The organism is Proteus sp. NMG38-2, assembly GCF_020640995.1.
GTDB lineage: Bacteria > Pseudomonadota > Gammaproteobacteria > Enterobacterales > Enterobacteriaceae > Proteus.
In genome coordinates, this window is record NZ_CP085481.1 from 4,320,030 (window position 1) to 4,337,500 (window position 17,471).

Sequence of the window (17,471 nt, forward strand, 5' to 3'; positions counted from 1 at the left end):
GTTATTCATTGTTTTTTCTTATAATCAGTATTTATAGATTTGACGATGAGGACGATTTAGCTTACAAGGGTTAGCTAATTTGAGTGGACCTGAAACATCACAATGATAATACGGATACATTTTATGCACTTCCTCTATTCTTGGAGGTAGGGCTTTTTATATGTAATATTGATCGCTTGATGACGAAAAAGACAATATTATCAGATGCGGTTTTCCGACTAAATTGTGTTAGAATCTTCGCGTTGCCAACAAAGATGATTACTTTTTTTAGTAGTTTTTGTTATGTACTGTAGGCAAAGGGATTTTTATCCTATGTTGTTGTTTGCAACAGCATGTGGTTATTTTATAGCGATCTACTGAAAGAACTCAGTCTTATTATGAGAGTAGATAACAAATGTTATCAGGTGTGAATTAGATAAACACTCATAAATTTCAGTTTAGGTCCCGTCGCTGAATGAATTTGGCGGGGCGGGTTATCATTAACGAATATCTTAGTAATACCAAAAACATGGCAGAGAAACGTAATATCTTTCTGGTTGGGCCTATGGGTGCCGGCAAAAGCACTATTGGTCGTCAGTTAGCTCAACAACTTAGTATGGAGTTTTATGATTCCGATCAGGAAATTGAGCGGCGTACAGGTGCGGATGTAGGTTGGGTATTTGATGTAGAAGGCGAAGAAGGCTTCCGTCAACGAGAAGAGAAAATAATCAACGAACTCACTGAAAAGCAAGGCATTGTACTTGCTACAGGTGGCGGTTCGGTGAAATCGCGAGAAACCCGTAACAGACTATCTGCACGTGGTGTGGTTGTTTATTTAGAAACAAACATTGAAAAGCAACTCGCTCGTACCCAACGTGATAAAAAACGTCCTTTATTGCAAGGTGTTGAACCTGTGCGTGATGTCCTAGAGACATTAGCTGAAGAACGTAATCCTCTTTATGAAGAGATTGCTGACATCACAATTCATACTGATGATCAGAGTGCAAAAATTGTAGCCAATCAAATAATTGAATTATTAGAACAAAACTAATTCAACTATTTATAAGGTTAAGTAAAGACAATAAGAAGAAGGCCACTGTTATGGAAAAAATCACTGTCACATTAGGTGAAAGAAGCTATCCCATTACCATTGCTTCTGGCCTTTTTCATCAACCTGATACCTTTTTACCATTAAAATCAGGGCAGCAAGTTATGATAGTTACGAATGTAACGCTTGCTCCTCTCTATTTAGAAAAGGTAACAAACACCTTAAAAAAACAAGGTGTTTTGGTTGATAGCGTGATTTTACCTGATGGCGAACAATATAAATCGCTTGAAATCATGAACGATGTCTTTACTGCATTATTAGAAAAAAATCACAATCGAGATACGACACTTATCGCATTAGGCGGAGGTGTTATTGGTGATCTAACTGGTTTTGCGGCAGCTAGTTACCAACGTGGTGTTCGCTTTATCCAAGTTCCTACTACGTTGTTATCACAAGTTGATTCATCTGTTGGCGGAAAAACAGCAGTTAATCACCCTCTTGGCAAGAATATGATTGGTGCTTTTTACCAACCAGCTTCTGTCATCATTGATCTCGATTGCCTTGCCACATTACCACCTCGTGAACTTTCATCTGGTTTAGCTGAAGTTATAAAATATGGCATCATTTTAGATAAAGACTTCTTTATCTGGCTTGAAAATAATATTGATAAACTTTTGGCGCTTGACCCTAAAGCTATGGCTTTTTGCATCCGTCGTTGCTGTGAGCTAAAAGCTGAAGTTGTCGCCGCAGATGAAAAAGAAACCAGTGGCTTACGTGCATTACTCAATCTAGGCCATACTTATGGGCACGCTATTGAAGCTCATATGGGATATGGTGTTTGGTTGCATGGTGAAGCGGTTGCAGCAGGTATGGTAATGGCGGCAAGAACCTCTCAAGCCCTTGGTCAATTTACCGAAGAAGAAACACAACGTGTTATTCAATTACTTGAGAAAGCAAATCTCCCCGTCAATGGCCCTGTAGAAATGACACCTGATGACTATTTACCTCATATGATGAGAGATAAAAAGGTTTCTGGTGGCAAACTGCACCTCGTTTTACCAAAAGGCATCGGTCAATCTGAATTACGTGCGGATATTTCTCGCGAACAAGTCCACAAAGCGATAACATCTTGCATTAATGCAAATTAAGCTCCCCATTACCTGACTAGAAGTAAACCAGAATGCCTACTTAAGGATAATTCTGGTTAATATTGTCAAATGCAACGTTTCAGAAAAAGCGTTTCATCCTTATACTATGAGGTAATGGCTAAGGCTGAATAGAATATTTTTCGCTTTTTGACGCTCTGACGGAGGGCATAATGGACGAGTTCAAACCTGATAATGAAATTAAGGGTGATAATTCACTCAAACCTGATACATCGGATAGACCTGAACGTCGAACCAACCGACCTCGTAGCAACCCATTAAAAAATGCACGCTTCTCTGTATCCCGTCAACAGATGATGATTGGTGTAGGTGTCCTAGTGCTTATTCTGTTAATTATTGCAATCAGCTCTGCATTAAAATCACCAGAAACAACTGAACCTACGTCACCAACTGGAACAGAAAGAAATATCGATCTGTCTCAACAACCGTCATCCGTTACACCTACAGAAAATGGTCAGCCATCAACACCTCAAGCTATTTCTGGACAAGAAATCCAATCAGTGACACCCCCTTCACAAAATTTACCACCTATGATTGATTCACAAGGTCAACGTGTTGAGATCCCTGGTGATATTGTTGATTCTTTAAATCAACAACAAGCAGGTATAAACCAAGTGACTGGTCAACAGCAGCAATTAAATTCACAACAACCAAAACCAGTACAGCCAGCGACACAGCCACCAGCAACCAAGCCAGTGCAACCAGTACAAAAACCTGCTGAAGTAAAAACACCGCCAACAAAGCCGGTAACACCTCCAGCAACAACACAATCTAAACCCGCTACTAAACCGGTTGTTTCAGGCTCATTATCTGCTGGCAATTTAAGTTCTATTCCAGCTTCAAATTATACATTGCAATTAAGTGGTGCAAGTCGCCAAGATACCTTAGAAGCTTTCGCTAAAAAGAACCTCAATGGAAACTACGCTATCTATAAAACTCAGCGTAATGGTAACCCTTGGTATGTACTCATCTATGGTAACTATCGTAATATAAGCGAAGCTAAACAGGCTGTTTCTTCATTACCTGCACCGGTACAAGCGAAACAACCTTGGGTTAGACCGATGAAACATGTTCATCAGGATCTAAAAAAATAATTAAGACGAGGTTCACCGCTGATATGCTGTCTGAAACAGAGTACAATCGGCGACTCTGAAACGATTGAGAAATTTGGACGGCATGAAAAAAAAGCGCGCATTCCTAAAATGGGCTGGTGGTAAGTATCCTTTGGTAGATGACATTAAACGTCATCTGCCTGAAGGTAACTGTTTAATTGAACCTTTTATGGGTGCTGGTTCTGTTTTTTTAAATACAGAATACGATTCATATATTCTTGCCGACATAAATAGTGATCTAATTCATCTCTATAATACGGTAAAGCGACATCCTGAAAAATTTATGAAGGATGCTCGCTTGTTATTTACCCCTCAAATGAATATCGCAGAGGAATTTTATCAACTACGACAAGAGTTTAATCGCTCAACTGATCCTTATCAGCGTAGTGTTCTATTTCTCTATCTTAACCGTCATTGCTACAATGGGTTATGTCGTTATAATTCCAAAGGTGAATATAACGTCCCTTTTGGCCGTTACAAAAAACCTTATTTTCCTGAAACAGAGTTAATTTGGTTTTCTGAAAAAGCGCAAAAAGCTAAATTTGTTTGCCAAAGCTATTCATCAACCATGACAAATGCAGAAAAAGGTGCCGTCATTTATTGTGATCCGCCTTATGCGCCATTATCACCAACTGCAAATTTCACGTCATACCATACAAATAGCTTTAGTTTTCAAGAGCAGGAACATCTGGCTCAACTTGCCTCAATGCTGGCTTACGAGAGACAGATACCCGTGTTAATATCAAATCATGAGACTGCGTTAACAAAAGAGTGGTATGTAGACGCAAAAGAGCTACACAGTGTGAAAGTCAGAAGAACAATCAGTAGCAACACACTTGGTCGTAGCAAAGTGAACGAATTACTTGCCTTATATAAATAATCGTTAACACCTCCCGACAATGGGAGTGTTGTCAGGAGAATGCGATGAAAGATTTTCTGATTGCCCCTTCTATTTTATCTGCTGATTTTGCACGCCTTGGTGAAGATACTGAAAAAGTACTTGCTGCGGGTGCTGACGTTGTCCACTTTGATGTCATGGATAACCATTATGTTCCAAATCTGACGTTTGGCGCACCGATATGCAAAGCCTTACGTAACTATGGAATTACTGCACCTATTGATGTTCATTTAATGGTAAAGCCCGTTGATCGCATCATCCCTGATTTTGCAGAAGCAGGCGCAACTTATATTTCATTTCATGCAGAAGCCAGTGACCACGTTGACCGTACCATTCAATTAATCAAAGATTGTGGTTGTAAAGCAGGCTTAGTGCTTAATCCAGCAACCCCATTAAACTATCTCGACTATGTTATGGATAAATTAGATCTTATCCTGCTGATGTCTGTTAACCCAGGTTTTGGTGGCCAATCATTTATTCCTAACACTCTCGATAAATTACGCCAAGTTCGTAAGATGATTGATGATGGTGGTTATGACATTCGTTTAGAAATTGATGGCGGTGTCAAAGTCGATAATATTGCTGAAATTGCCCAAGCGGGTGCAGATATGTTTGTTGCTGGCTCTGCTATTTTCAATCAGCCTGACTATAAACATGTTATCGACAATATGCGCCGTGAATTAAAGAAGGTATCGTAATGACAGATAAAAAACTCAAAGGTATCCGTGCTATCGCCTTTGATCTCGATGGCACACTCACCGACAGCGCAGTAGGGCTTACAGAAGCAACAGATTACGCATTAAAAGCAAAAGGCTTTCCTCCTGCTGGAAAACATAACGTCACTATCTGGGTGGGTAATGGCGTTGATATGCTACTTACGCGTGCTTTGCATAATGCTGGCGTTGAGGATGTCACTGAAACCTTATTAAAAGAGATGCGTGATCTTTTTGATGAACATTATGCAACTTCCGTCAAAACAGGCAGTGATTTATTCCCGCACGTTAAAGAAACGCTTGAAGTATTAGCTTCACATAATATTCCATTAGGTATCGTCACCAATAAACCGTCACCATTTATCGCTCCACTATTACAGCAACTGGAAATTGATAAGTATTTTTCCTTAGTGCTAGGAGGAGACGATGTTAAAGAAAAAAAACCGCATCCAGCACCATTATATTTAACAATGGGTACATTTGGTGTTAAAAAGGAAGAACTCCTTTTTGTTGGGGATTCTCGCAACGATATTATTGCAGCACAAGAGGCACAATGCCCTTGCGTAGGTTTAACCTATGGCTATAACTACGGCGTATCTATCGCAGATAGCAAACCTGATTATACTCTTGATAATTTTGCTGATTTGCTTTCAATCCTCGACATCACGCCAATGACAACTGTGGAATAGAACTAACATGACGACTTCAGTAGAAAAAAAGGCAAAAAAACCAATTGTATTCAGTGGTGCACAGCCTTCTGGTGAGTTAACTATCGGAAACTATATGGGTGCATTACGTCAATGGGTACAAATGCAAGATGATTATGACTGCATTTACTGTATCGTTGACCAGCACGCCATTACAGTTCGTCAAGATCCAAAAGAATTAAGAAAAAGAACGCTAGATACGCTGGCACTCTATCTTGCTTGCGGTATTGATCCAGAAAAAAGCACCATTTTTGTTCAGTCACATGTTCCACAACATGCTCAATTAAGCTGGGCACTCAATTGTTACACCTATTTTGGTGAATTGAGCCGTATGACTCAATTTAAAGATAAATCAGCCCGTCATGCTGAAAATATTAACGCCGGATTATTTGATTATCCTGTATTAATGGCAGCAGATATTCTTATTTATCAAACAAATCAAGTTCCTGTTGGTATTGACCAAAAACAACATCTTGAATTAAGTCGTGATATTGCTCAGCGTTTTAACGCTATTTATGGCGATATCTTCACTGTACCAGATCCTTTTATTCCAAAAGGTGGTGCGCGTGTTATGGCATTACAAGATCCAACTAAAAAAATGTCTAAGTCTGATGATAACCGTAATAACGTTATCGCATTGCTTGAAGATCCAAAAGCGGCAGCTAAAAAAATCAAACGTGCAATGACTGACTCAGAAGAGCCACCTCGTGTTATTTACGATCTTGAAAATAAAGCGGGTGTATCTAACTTATTGGATATTTTAGCGGGTGTAACAGGTAAAACTATTCCTGAATTAGAAGCTGAATTTGAAGGCCAAATGTACGGTCATCTAAAAGGCGCTGTCGCAGATGCGGTCTCTGAAATGCTAACCAACATTCAAGAACGATTTAACACATTCCGTAATGATGATGCTCTGCTTAATAAAATAATGAAAGAAGGTGCAGATAAAGCTAAAGCTCGCGCTCAAGCAACCTTAGACAAGGTTTATGACGCAATCGGGTTTATTGCTCATCCGTGATTTTCTTTTAATACATAAAAAAACACCTCTCCTATTTTTAGAGAGGTGTTTTTTTTTTATTCTTTAAATAACCGCCGATTAAAACTCTCAATGGTTTGATTTTGCATTCTTAACTGCATAGTCTTACTCCAACTCGCAGATAATCCTGCGGCACTTAATAGACGACGATAAAGTTCTTCATCAAAGGGCATATGAAAAGCAATTGAAATCGCCTCTTTAACAGAGACATCACTGTTTCTTGAAACCAAGACAAGAGGATGATGACTACCTGTTTCTCCTGTACTCACAACACGATATAACCAACCACAATAGCCACTATCTTGCATAATTTGCGAAAAGTTACTGACTTCAGTCACTGTATTAAGTTTATAGCAAGGAGAGCGAGGTTGTGTGACTTGGATAAAAGCATTTCCCCATTGGTAAATATCACCAATAAAAACATTTTCTTCAGTCATGCCGGTTGTTGAGATATTTTCACCAAATGCTGGAGCATGAAGAAAATCAGTCAATTGTGGGAATTGCTCAGCCCAATAACGATAGTGTTCTTTAGGATAGTGACAAAGTGCGCGATCAGGGCCACCGTGAAAACTCTTTTCTGCTTGCTCATCACCTTCTAATCCCAGCGAAGTGAGTTTGATATGACCGTCCACCAGCCTTTTAGTGATCGCACTGGTAAATCCATTAGATGTTGTTGTGATGTTGCCGATAAAAACACTAGGAAAATAACGCATGGCTCACTACCTAAACAGAAAACAATGACCCATAGTAAAGAGAGTGTTCAAAATAAACAATGCCGACAATTGTCGGCATTGAAAATAGAACAGAAATGATCAATTCAATTATGCTTTGCTTTGAAAGCGTTTTTGCGCTTCATCCCAGTTCACAACTGACCAGAACGCTTTGATATAATCAGGGCGACGGTTTTGATATTTCAAATAATAAGCATGTTCCCATACATCTAATCCAACAATTGGATAGCCAGATGCACCAGCTAACTCTTCACCCATTAATGGGCTATCTTGGTTGGCTGTAGAAACAACGGCTAACTTACCATCCTCTTTTAATACCAGCCATGCCCAGCCTGAACCAAAACGGCTAGCTGCTGCTTTTTCAAATAACTCTTTAAAAGCATCAACACTACCAAAATCGCGTTCAATCGCCTCTTTTAGTGAACCTTGTAATTGAGTTCCTAATTTTAAACCTTTCCAAAATAAAGAGTGATTTGAGTGACCACCCGCATTATTACGTAAGAATGTACGTTGATCTGCAGGCACTTTATGAAGGTTTTTAACTAGCTCATCAATATCTAAGCCAGCAAGTTCAGGTAATTTTTCTAATGCAGTATTGGTATTATTTACATAAGTTTGATGATGCTTAGTATGGTGAATTTCCATTGTACGCTCATCAAAATGAGGTTCTAACGCATCATAAGCATAAGGCAGTGCAGGTAATGTATAGCTCATATTAATCTCCAGTGCTGTTTTATCATGGATCACATCATGTGATTTATCTTTTCATTTCATTATAGTGAAAAAAACGTTAATGAAAATCATTATCATATCCATATTATTTTTGTGGTTTTTTTATTCAGCACTCGTTAATTAATTTTCACAGTATATTGTTTTAATTTAAAAGCCTTTTATTAAATAATAATTCTATTAAACAAGATAAATACAGCTAAATAATGCACAGCTTGCTTTAGCACTAATTGAACATTCCATGAAAAGCATTTCCATTAATTCGTGATCTTCTGCGCAAAAAAGAAACAATTTTAATTTCCCCTCTTTTGTTAACGACTTTTTGACATAGTATTAACAATAGTGAGGAGAACTATTATGACAAAAATAAACCAACATCATATTCCTGCAAGCATTGCAGAACATGCCCTGATCAATAAAGAGCAATACCAAAAAGACTATGAATTATCTATCAAAAACCCTGAGGCCTTTTGGGCAGATAAAGGGAAGATTGTTGACTGGATAAAACCATATACTGTGGTAAAAAACACTTCATTTGACCCAGGCCACGTACGCATTCGCTGGTTTGAAGATGGACAGCTAAACATCAGCCAAAACTGCCTTGATCGCCACCTTAAAACACGGGGTGATCAAACTGCAATTATTTGGGAAGGTGACTCACCTAATGAGTCGAAAAAAATCACTTACCGACAACTCCACCAAGATGTTTGCCAATTCGCTAATGTATTAAAAAATCTAGGAATTAAAAAAGGCGATGTTGTGGCGATTTATATGCCGATGGTACCTGAAGCAGCAGTTGCTATGCTCGCTTGTACTCGTATTGGTGCAATCCACTCTGTTATTTTTGGTGGTTTCTCACCAGAAGCCGTTGCTGGTCGTATCATTGATTCGAAAGCCAAATTAGTTATCACTGCTGATGAAGGCTTGCGCGCAGGCCGTGCTATCCCTCTAAAGAAAAATGTCGATGATGCATTAAATCACGCGGATATTCCGCCGATTAATCATGTTGTTGTACTTCGCCGAACAGGAAATACAGAACAATGGATTGAAGGTCGTGATATTTGGTGGGATGAAATTATTCAAGGTGTAAGTACTGAGTGTGATGTAGAAGTTATGGATGCTGAAGATCCACTCTTTATTCTGTACACATCGGGTTCAACAGGTAAACCTAAAGGTGTGTTACATACCACTGGAGGCTATCTTGTTTATGCTTCAATGACGTTTAAATACACCTTTGATTATCATGAAGGTGATATTTATTGGTGTACTGCTGACGTAGGTTGGGTAACAGGGCATAGCTACTTACTGTATGGCCCGCTATCAAATGGTGCAACAACAGTCATGTTTGAAGGTGTACCTAATTACCCAGCAGTTAACCGTATGGCTCAAATCGTTGATAAGCACCAAATCAATATTCTCTACACAGCCCCTACCGCAATTCGTGCGTTAATGGCTGAAGGCGATAAAGCGATTGAAGGTACTCAACGCACCTCTCTACGCATTCTTGGCTCTGTAGGTGAACCTATTAATCCGGAAGCTTGGGAATGGTTCTATCAGAAAATGGGACGTAGCCAATGCCCGATTGTTGATACATGGTGGCAAACAGAAACCGGTGGTTTCATGATAACTCCATTGCCGGGAGCTATGGATCTAAAACCAGGTTCAGCAACACGTCCTTTCTTCGGCGTTCAACCTGCTATTGTCGACAATATGGGAGAAGTACAACAAGGAGCTTGTGAAGGTAACTTAGTGATTACTGATTCTTGGCCAGGTCAAGCAAGAACACTTTTTGGTGATCACGATCGGTTTGAACAAACTTACTTCTCAACCTTTAAAGGTATGTATTTCTCTGGTGATGGTGCTCGCCGTGATGAAGATGGTGATTATTGGATAACAGGACGTGTTGATGATGTCTTGAATATTTCAGGCCACCGTTTAGGAACAGCAGAAATAGAATCTGCCCTCGTCGCTCACCCTAAGATTGCTGAAGCCGCAGTAGTGGGTATTCCTCATAATATTAAAGGACAGGCTATTTATGCTTATGTCACGTTAAATCATGGTGAAGAGCCAACGCCTGAGCTTTATACAGAAGTCCGTAACTGGGTACGTAAAGAAATAGGACCAATTGCAACACCAGATATTCTTCACTGGACAGATTCTTTACCCAAAACGCGCTCGGGGAAAATTATGCGCCGTATCTTGCGTAAAATTGCCTCTGGTGACACAACTAACCTCGGAGATACCTCAACACTCGCCGATCCTGGTGTTGTAGAGAAACTGTTAGAAGAAAAACAGTCTCTATCACTTACTGCTTAACACAGCAATATAACTGTCATTTAAAAACGTGATACGACAATGCAAAGGCATGAAAATGCCTTTGCTAAGCTCTCTTACCTGAAAATCATGGAATGCGGGGGATTTAAGCCTCTAAATCAAGTGATCAACCAAACAATTATATAGAGGAGAACTCTGATGAATGCCAATATTTATCAAGAGATAGAAAATAACCCTCGCTTTAAAGAACTGGTTAAAAAACGTAGTCGTTTTTCATGGACACTTTCAATTATTACACTCGTTATGTATGTTTCATTTATCTTACTTATCGCCTTCTATCCACAATGGCTAGGAACTCCCTTGTATGAGGGTAGCTACATTACACGAGGTATTCCTATTGGCATCGGGTTAATTATTGCTTCATTTTTATTAACTGGTATTTACGTTGTAAAAGCCAATACAGTGTTCGACAAACTGACAAACGAGATTATTGAAGAGGTAGAAAAATGAGCAAATTACTCTACACAATAAGCCTATTTCTCCTCTCTTCAACCGTTGTTTATGCTGCTGCAATAACGGAAGGTGGTGAGAAACAACCGATGAATATTCAGGCTATTATTATGTTTCTGATATTTGTCGGATTAACGCTTTATATCACTTATTGGGCCTCTAAACGTACTCGTTCACGTTCAGACTATTATACAGCTGGAGGAAAAATAACAGGATTTCAAAATGGGATGGCTATTGCAGGCGATTTTATGTCAGCAGCATCCTTTTTAGGGATTTCCGCTCTCGTTTATACTTCTGGTTACGATGGTCTGATTTATTCAATAGGATTCCTCATCGGCTGGCCGATTATTCTTTTTATTATTGCTGAACGTTTACGTAATTTAGGACGTTATACCTTTGCTGATGTTGTTTCTTACCGATTAAGCCCTAAACCGATTAGAACACTCTCTGCTATAGGCTCTTTAGTAGTGGTGGCTCTTTATCTGATTGCACAAATGGTCGGCGCAGGAAAGCTAATCGAGCTACTTTTTGGCTTGAACTATCATATTGCTGTGGTACTCGTTGGTATTCTCATGGTGTTGTATGTGTTATTTGGTGGCATGTTAGCAACGACTTGGGTACAAATCATCAAAGCTATTTTATTACTCGCTGGTGCAAGTTTTATGGCTGTTATGGTCATGAAAACGGTAGATTTTAATTTCAACACTTTATTTAAAGAAGCTGTAAATGTGCATTCAAAAGGCTCCTCAATTATGAGCCCAGGAGGCTTAGTCTCTGATCCTATTTCTGCACTTTCTTTAGGTCTTGCATTAATGTTTGGTACCGCAGGGCTCCCTCATATCATCATGCGCTTCTTTACAGTTAGTGATGCCAAAGAAGCCCGTAAGAGTGTCTTCTATGCAACAGGTTTTATCGGCTATTTCTATATTCTTACTTTTATCATTGGTTTCGGCGCTATCCTACTCGTTAGCCCTAATCCTGTGTTCAAAGATGCCGCTGGCGCTCTAATTGGTGGCACAAACATGGCAGCAGTTCATCTTGCTGATGCTGTTGGGGGTAATTTCTTCCTTGGTTTTATCTCTGCGGTTGCTTTTGCCACTATATTAGCTGTTGTTGCAGGGTTGACTTTAGCTGGTGCTTCCGCGGTTTCTCATGATCTTTATGCTAACGTAATTAAAAATGGTCATGCAGATGAACGTAAAGAGCTTAATGTATCTAAAGTAACTGTTGTAATATTGGGGATAGTCGCTATAGGTTTAGGGATACTATTTGAAAAGCAAAACATTGCCTTTATGGTAGGACTCGCTTTCTCAATAGCCGCAAGCTGTAACTTCCCAATCATTTTGCTATCAATGTATTGGAAAGGACTAACAACACGTGGCGCTGTAGCTGGGGGATGGTCTGGTTTATTAATAGCCGTAACATTAATGATCTTAGGGCCAACAATTTGGGTCAGCATTTTAGGTCATGAAAAACCTATCTATCCTTATGAATATCCAGCATTATTTTCAATGGTAGTTGCTTTTGTTGTTTCATGGTTTTTTTCAATTACAGATAAATCATCTTTAGGTGAGCAAGAAAAAGTGAAGTTTCAAGCACAATTTATTCGCTCTCAAATTGGCTTAGGAATTGAACAAGGCAAAGATCACTAAGAGTCATAAAACCCACTGATAATTTACGATAAAAGTGCTCATTCTTTTATAATAAAGAAGGGCACTTTTATTTTATTGCTATACATTCCAAATATATTTATCCCCTTTACTTATTTAGAATAAATCTAATTTTTAAATACATATCTATACGTTTATTTTAATAACTTGCTGTTTATTAGCTCCTTATCACAAAAGAAAACAAAAACAAAATAAAATCAATATATTACAAATAAAATCATTATTATTTATTCACTTTATAACTTTATTTATAATACAAAAAAGCTAGAAAAGTCGTAATAATACCAAATTCAGACACATTTCAGTCAAACAAGCCTTGTATTGTCAAAAGGTAAATGGTTAACTTTTTGTTCTACATAAGAAGAGGTGACAGTTTTAAATAGATTATGTCTCGACTAACTTATTACACACTTTTATTTCTTTTATCTATAACACCAGCAATACTTGGTGGCTCAACGTTGTATATAGAACAAAAGATTTATATTGTTCTCATTGGTTGGCTACTTATGCTGATGTGTAGTGGAATTTATCGTTCAATTCTGGGAAAAATAGTAACATTTATAATTAGCGCGCTATGGTCTTTAAATCTGTCTATTTCTCTATTTTTCTATCGTGAACACGACATTGCATTTTCCTCTTCTATCGCAGAAACGTTTATAAATACTAACGGTAGTGAGACTGTTGGTATGCTTTCTTATAATAAATATTACGTGTTATTTTATATATGTAGCTTCTCTATTTATTATTTTCTTATCCATAAAAGCGCTCGATTTTCTCATTTAAAAACCACAATAAATAGTGTTATTGCAATCGTTATATTAATAGCAATTATTCCTATATATAAAAACTTAGCATTAAGAAATGATAACAATACTAAATTAATCTCTGAATATACTCTTTTAAATACACCTTTTTATAATGCAGCAGCACTGGTTAGAACGTTTCATGAAAATCGTCAAATAAAAAGAATAGCTTCTCAAAAAGTTAATTATCAATATAGTAAAAAAGATAATAATACAGATATTTATATTCTTATTATTGGGGAATCTGTTCGGCGTGACCATTTAGGTATTTATGGTTATCCTCATGATACAACTCCAAATTTAATGAAAGAGAAAAACAATCTAATTCTTTTTAAGAATGTTTACTCTCCAGCCCCAGTAACCATTCTTTCTGTACCAATTTCTCTCTCAAATATAGGGTTAGAGCAGTTACAGGATAAAAATCATTACGCTGATAATATTGTTTCCCTTGCTAATCATGCTGGATTTAAAACTTATTGGCTAAGTAACCAAGGGGAAGGGAATCAAAAAACAAGTGTAATCTCGGTCATTGCAAATATGGCACAGAATAAAAAGTGGAATGATTTTATTGGTTATGATGAAGAACTACTTCCTTATTTAGATAAAGCACTCAATGAACCATCTACACAGAAAAAATTTATTATTTTGCATACTTATGGTAGTCATGAACCTGCTTGTAACCGATTTCCAAATCAAGATTTTAAAAAATTCACACAACAAGAAGATGATAATTGTTATGACAGCTCTATCGCTTATACAGATAAATTAATTAATAACATTATTGAAAAAGTAAAAGATAAACCCGCATCTATTCTCTACTTTGCAGATCATGCTTTACAGCGCCTCGATAAGAATAGAGAGATTCGTTATCATCATGGTGTAAATACACCGCGTAAAGAAGCTTACGACATTCCTTTGTTCATTTGGTATAGCTCATCATCTATTAAACCTGTTATTAATGATGAAGCGTTGAATGAGCCTTATTCGACGGTAAATAACTATTGGCTATTAAGTAGTTGGCTTGGTATAGAACATAACTCACCAAAAAAATGTTATTCACCATTAAAAGAATGCTATCAGCCGAAATCACCAATAATGGTTATTGATGGGAATAAAAACCTCTTAAACTATGATTTATTAAGTTCAGAAGAGCAGGAACCTCAATAATATCCTCATCAAAAATATCTAAATAAGAAATACACTTAATAATAAAGAGTGTGTTTATACCTTCATTATCTATTTCTAATAAGATCTGTTTGAGATAATAAAAACAGAAAAGAACAACTCTAGGTATCAAATTAAGTAATGTTAGATGCTTGATACGGTGATGATCTTACTAATGGAATGCCATAAATAGGATTTAATAGCGTTAAGAGTGGCTATTTTAAAGATCAATTGAGGAATGTAACGACATTTTTAGCTTTATTTGTTTTCTATATATCGATTATTAAATTCAATGAATTATCGACTAGCATATAAGCTATATAAAAAACTCCAAACGCAAAAAAGCCAACCCATTGGGTTGGCTTTCTCGTCTTATTTAATGCCTGGCAGTTCCCTACTCTCACATGGGGAGACCCCACACTACCATCGGCGCTACAACGTTTCACTTCTGAGTTCGGCATGGGATCAGGTGGGACCGTTGCGCTATGGCCGCCAAGCAAATTCTGTTTTATTACCCGCGTTTTCCCTTTCGGTTAGTCGCCAGCAATTTCAATCTTAAACAAGCTTACTTCATCTACTCTTTGTCTCTCAGACAAAACACCTTCGGTGTTGTCAGGTTAAGCCTCACGGTTCATTAGTACTGGTTAGCTCAACGTATCGCTACGCTTACACACCCAGCCTATCAACGTCTTAGTCTTAAACGTTCCTTTAGGTCACTCAAGGTGACAGGGAAGACTCATCTCGAGGCAAGTTTCCCGCTTAGATGCTTTCAGCGGTTATCTCTTCCGCACTTAGCTACCGGGCAATGCCATTGGCATGACAACCCGAACACCAGTGGTGCGTTCACTCCGGTCCTCTCGTACTAGGAGCAACCCCTCTCAATCTTCCAACGCCCACGGCAGATAGGGACCGAACTGTCTCACGACGTTCTAAACCCAGCTCGCGTACCACTTTAAATGGCGAACAGCCATACCCTTGGGACCTACTTCAGCCCCAGGATGTGATGAGCCGACATCGAGGTGCCAAACACCGCCGTCGATATGAACTCTTGGGCGGTATCAGCCTGTTATCCCCGGAGTACCTTTTATCCGTTGAGCGATGGCCCTTCCATTCAGAACCACCGGATCACTAAGACCTACTTTCGTACCTGCTCGAGCCGTCACTCTCACAGTCAAGCTGGCTTATGCCTTTGCACTAACCGCATGATGTCCGACCATGCTTAGCCAACCTTCGTGCTCCTCCGTTACTCTTTAGGAGGAGACCGCCCCAGTCAAACTACCCACCAGACACGGTCCCCGATCCAGATTATGGACCTAGGTTAGAACATCAAACGTTAAAGGGTGGTATTTCAAGGTTGACTCCATGCAGACTGGCGTCCACATTTCATAGTCTCCCACCTATCCTACACATCAAGGCTCAATGTTCAGTGTCAAGCTATAGTAAAGGTTCACGGGGTCTTTCCGTCTTGCCGCGGGTACACTGCATCTTCACAGCGAGTTCAATTTCACTGAGTCTCGGGTGGAGACAGCCTGGCCATCATTACGCCATTCGTGCAGGTCGGAACTTACCCGACAAGGAATTTCGCTACCTTAGGACCGTTATAGTTACGGCCGCCGTTTACTGGGGCTTCGATCAAGAGCTTCTCCCTAAGGATAACCCCATCAATTAACCTTCCAGCACCGGGCAGGCGTCACACCGTATACGTCCACTTTCGTGTTTGCACAGTGCTGTGTTTTTAATAAACAGTTGCAGCCAGCTGGTATCTTCGACTGGCTTCGGCTCCGTCCGCAAGGGACTTCACTTACCGCCAGCGTGCCTTCTCCCGAAGTTACGGCACCATTTTGCCTAGTTCCTTCACCCGAGTTCTCTCAAGCGCCTGAGTATTCTCTACCTGACCACCTGTGTCGGTTTGGGGTACGATTGTTGGTAACCTGAAGCTTAGAGGCTTTTCCTGGAAGCAGGGCATCAATTGCTTCACCACCTTAGTGGCTCGTCATCACACCTCAGCATTAAGTGACCGGATTTGCCTAATCACTCTGCCTACATGCTTGAACCGGGACGACCGTCGCCCGGACAACCTAGCCTTCTCCGTTCCCCCATCGCAGTTACCACCAGTACGGGAATATTAACCCGTTTCCCATCGACTACGCTTTTCAGCCTCGCCTTAGGGGTCGACTCACCCTGCCCCGATTAACGTTGGACAGGAACCCTTGGTCTTCCGGCGTGCGGGTTTTTCACCCGCATTATCGTTACTTATGTCAGCATTCGCACTTCTGATACCTCCAGCATACCTCACAGTACACCTTCGCAGGCTTACAGAACGCTCCCCTACCCAACGAACGTATCCTTAAATTCGCTTATCTGGCTTTCGCCTCGACTTTAATGGACGCATTGACGTCTCTTCGTTCCGTCAATCGTTTCTCACTCAAACAAATTTAAGTGATACGTTCGCTGCCGCAGCTTCGGTGCATGGTTTAGCCCCGTTACATCTTCCGCGCGGGCCGACTCGACCAGTGAGCTATTACGCTTTCTTTAAATGATGGCTGCTTCTAAGCCAACATCCTGGCTGTCTGAGCCTTCCCACTTCGTTTCCCACTTAACCATGACTTTGGGACCTTAGCTGGCGGTCTGGGTTGTTTCCCTCTTCACGACGGACGTTAGCACCCGCCGTGTGTCTCCCGTGATAACATTCTTCGGTATTCGCAGTTTGCATCGAGTTGGTAAGTCGGGATGACCCCCTAGTCGAAACAGTGCTCTACCCCCGAAGATGAGTTCACGAGGCGCTACCTAAATAGCTTTCGGGGAGAACCAGCTATCTCCCGGTTTGATTGGCCTTTCACCCCCATCCACAAGTCATCCGCTAATTTTTCAACATTAGTCGGTTCGGTCCTCCAGTTAGTGTTACCCAACCTTCAACCTGCCCATGGATAG

13 protein-coding genes and 2 rRNA genes (1 of these 15 only partly in view) are annotated in these 17,471 nt (G+C 39.7%); 11 read left to right on the top strand and 4 right to left on the bottom strand.

What is annotated here, in order from left to right:
- The first annotated feature begins 508 nt into the window (after positions 1-508).
- The 7 genes from aroK to trpS all read left to right on the top strand — a co-directional run bounded on the left by aroK (position 509) and on the right by trpS (position 6,641).
- The gene (aroK, locus tag LG402_RS20135; RefSeq protein WP_036914409.1) at positions 509-1,030 is read left to right on the top strand and encodes a shikimate kinase AroK; all 522 of its coding nucleotides are present in this window, start codon (positions 509-511) and stop codon (positions 1,028-1,030) included.
- A 50-nt stretch (positions 1,031-1,080) separates the two neighbouring features.
- Positions 1,081-2,175, top strand: a complete 1,095-nt coding sequence (gene aroB / locus LG402_RS20140) for a 3-dehydroquinate synthase (RefSeq protein ID WP_166540437.1) — start codon at positions 1,081-1,083, stop codon at positions 2,173-2,175.
- 170 nt (positions 2,176-2,345) lie between these two features.
- Positions 2,346-3,287, top strand: coding sequence for an SPOR domain-containing protein (locus LG402_RS20145; protein ID WP_166540436.1), 942 nt, complete (start codon positions 2,346-2,348; stop codon positions 3,285-3,287).
- 82 nt (positions 3,288-3,369) lie between these two features.
- Positions 3,370-4,185, top strand: coding sequence for an adenine-specific DNA-methyltransferase (dam, locus tag LG402_RS20150; RefSeq protein WP_166540435.1), 816 nt, complete (start codon positions 3,370-3,372; stop codon positions 4,183-4,185).
- A 44-nt stretch (positions 4,186-4,229) separates the two neighbouring features.
- Positions 4,230-4,901, top strand: a complete 672-nt coding sequence (rpe, locus tag LG402_RS20155) for a ribulose-phosphate 3-epimerase (protein ID WP_006534381.1) — start codon at positions 4,230-4,232, stop codon at positions 4,899-4,901.
- The gene (locus LG402_RS20160; RefSeq protein WP_109409936.1) at positions 4,901-5,605 is read left to right on the top strand and encodes a phosphoglycolate phosphatase; all 705 of its coding nucleotides are present in this window, start codon (positions 4,901-4,903) and stop codon (positions 5,603-5,605) included. The genes rpe and LG402_RS20160 overlap by 1 nt, the downstream gene beginning before the upstream one ends.
- A 7-nt stretch (positions 5,606-5,612) precedes the next feature.
- Entirely contained in the window at positions 5,613-6,641 is a 1,029-nt protein-coding gene (gene trpS, locus LG402_RS20165; RefSeq protein WP_109409935.1) for a tryptophan--tRNA ligase, read from the top strand.
- A gap of 56 nt (positions 6,642-6,697) precedes the next feature.
- Here trpS and yiiM read toward each other — a convergent pair whose 3' ends face one another.
- The gene (gene yiiM / locus LG402_RS20170) at positions 6,698-7,372 is read right to left on the bottom strand and encodes a 6-hydroxyaminopurine reductase (RefSeq protein ID WP_166540433.1); all 675 of its coding nucleotides are present in this window, start codon (positions 7,370-7,372) and stop codon (positions 6,698-6,700) included.
- Positions 7,373-7,480: 108 nt separating this feature from the next.
- A complete protein-coding gene (gene sodA, locus LG402_RS20175) occupies positions 7,481-8,104 on the bottom strand; it encodes a superoxide dismutase [Mn] (RefSeq protein ID WP_166540432.1) in 624 nt (207 codons plus the stop codon).
- A 372-nt stretch (positions 8,105-8,476) separates the two neighbouring features.
- Here sodA and acs point away from each other — a divergent pair, with 372 nt between their 5' ends.
- The 4 genes from acs to LG402_RS20195 all read left to right on the top strand — a co-directional run bounded on the left by acs (position 8,477) and on the right by LG402_RS20195 (position 14,543).
- Entirely contained in the window at positions 8,477-10,435 is a 1,959-nt protein-coding gene (acs, locus tag LG402_RS20180; RefSeq protein ID WP_109410227.1) for an acetate--CoA ligase, read from the top strand.
- A gap of 156 nt (positions 10,436-10,591) precedes the next feature.
- Positions 10,592-10,903: a DUF485 domain-containing protein gene (locus tag LG402_RS20185; protein ID WP_109410228.1), complete on the top strand. Its 312-nt coding sequence runs from the start codon at positions 10,592-10,594 to the stop codon at positions 10,901-10,903.
- The gene (locus tag LG402_RS20190; RefSeq protein ID WP_227336205.1) at positions 10,900-12,555 is read left to right on the top strand and encodes a cation acetate symporter; all 1,656 of its coding nucleotides are present in this window, start codon (positions 10,900-10,902) and stop codon (positions 12,553-12,555) included. The genes LG402_RS20185 and LG402_RS20190 overlap by 4 nt, the downstream gene beginning before the upstream one ends.
- 404 nt (positions 12,556-12,959) lie before the next feature.
- Positions 12,960-14,543 carry a phosphoethanolamine transferase gene (locus LG402_RS20195; protein ID WP_166540429.1) on the top strand — a complete coding sequence of 528 codons (1,584 nt, stop codon included), beginning with the start codon at positions 12,960-12,962 and terminating at the stop codon, positions 14,541-14,543.
- A 378-nt stretch (positions 14,544-14,921) separates the two neighbouring features.
- On the opposite strand, the gene rrf is transcribed toward LG402_RS20195, so the two are convergent.
- Together rrf and LG402_RS20205 are read right to left on the bottom strand one after the other, a co-directional pair.
- Positions 14,922-15,037: ribosomal RNA gene (gene rrf, locus LG402_RS20200) — 5S ribosomal RNA — on the bottom strand.
- A 116-nt stretch (positions 15,038-15,153) separates the two neighbouring features.
- Positions 15,154-17,471 (bottom strand): 23S ribosomal RNA (locus LG402_RS20205); it runs 685 nt beyond the window's last position.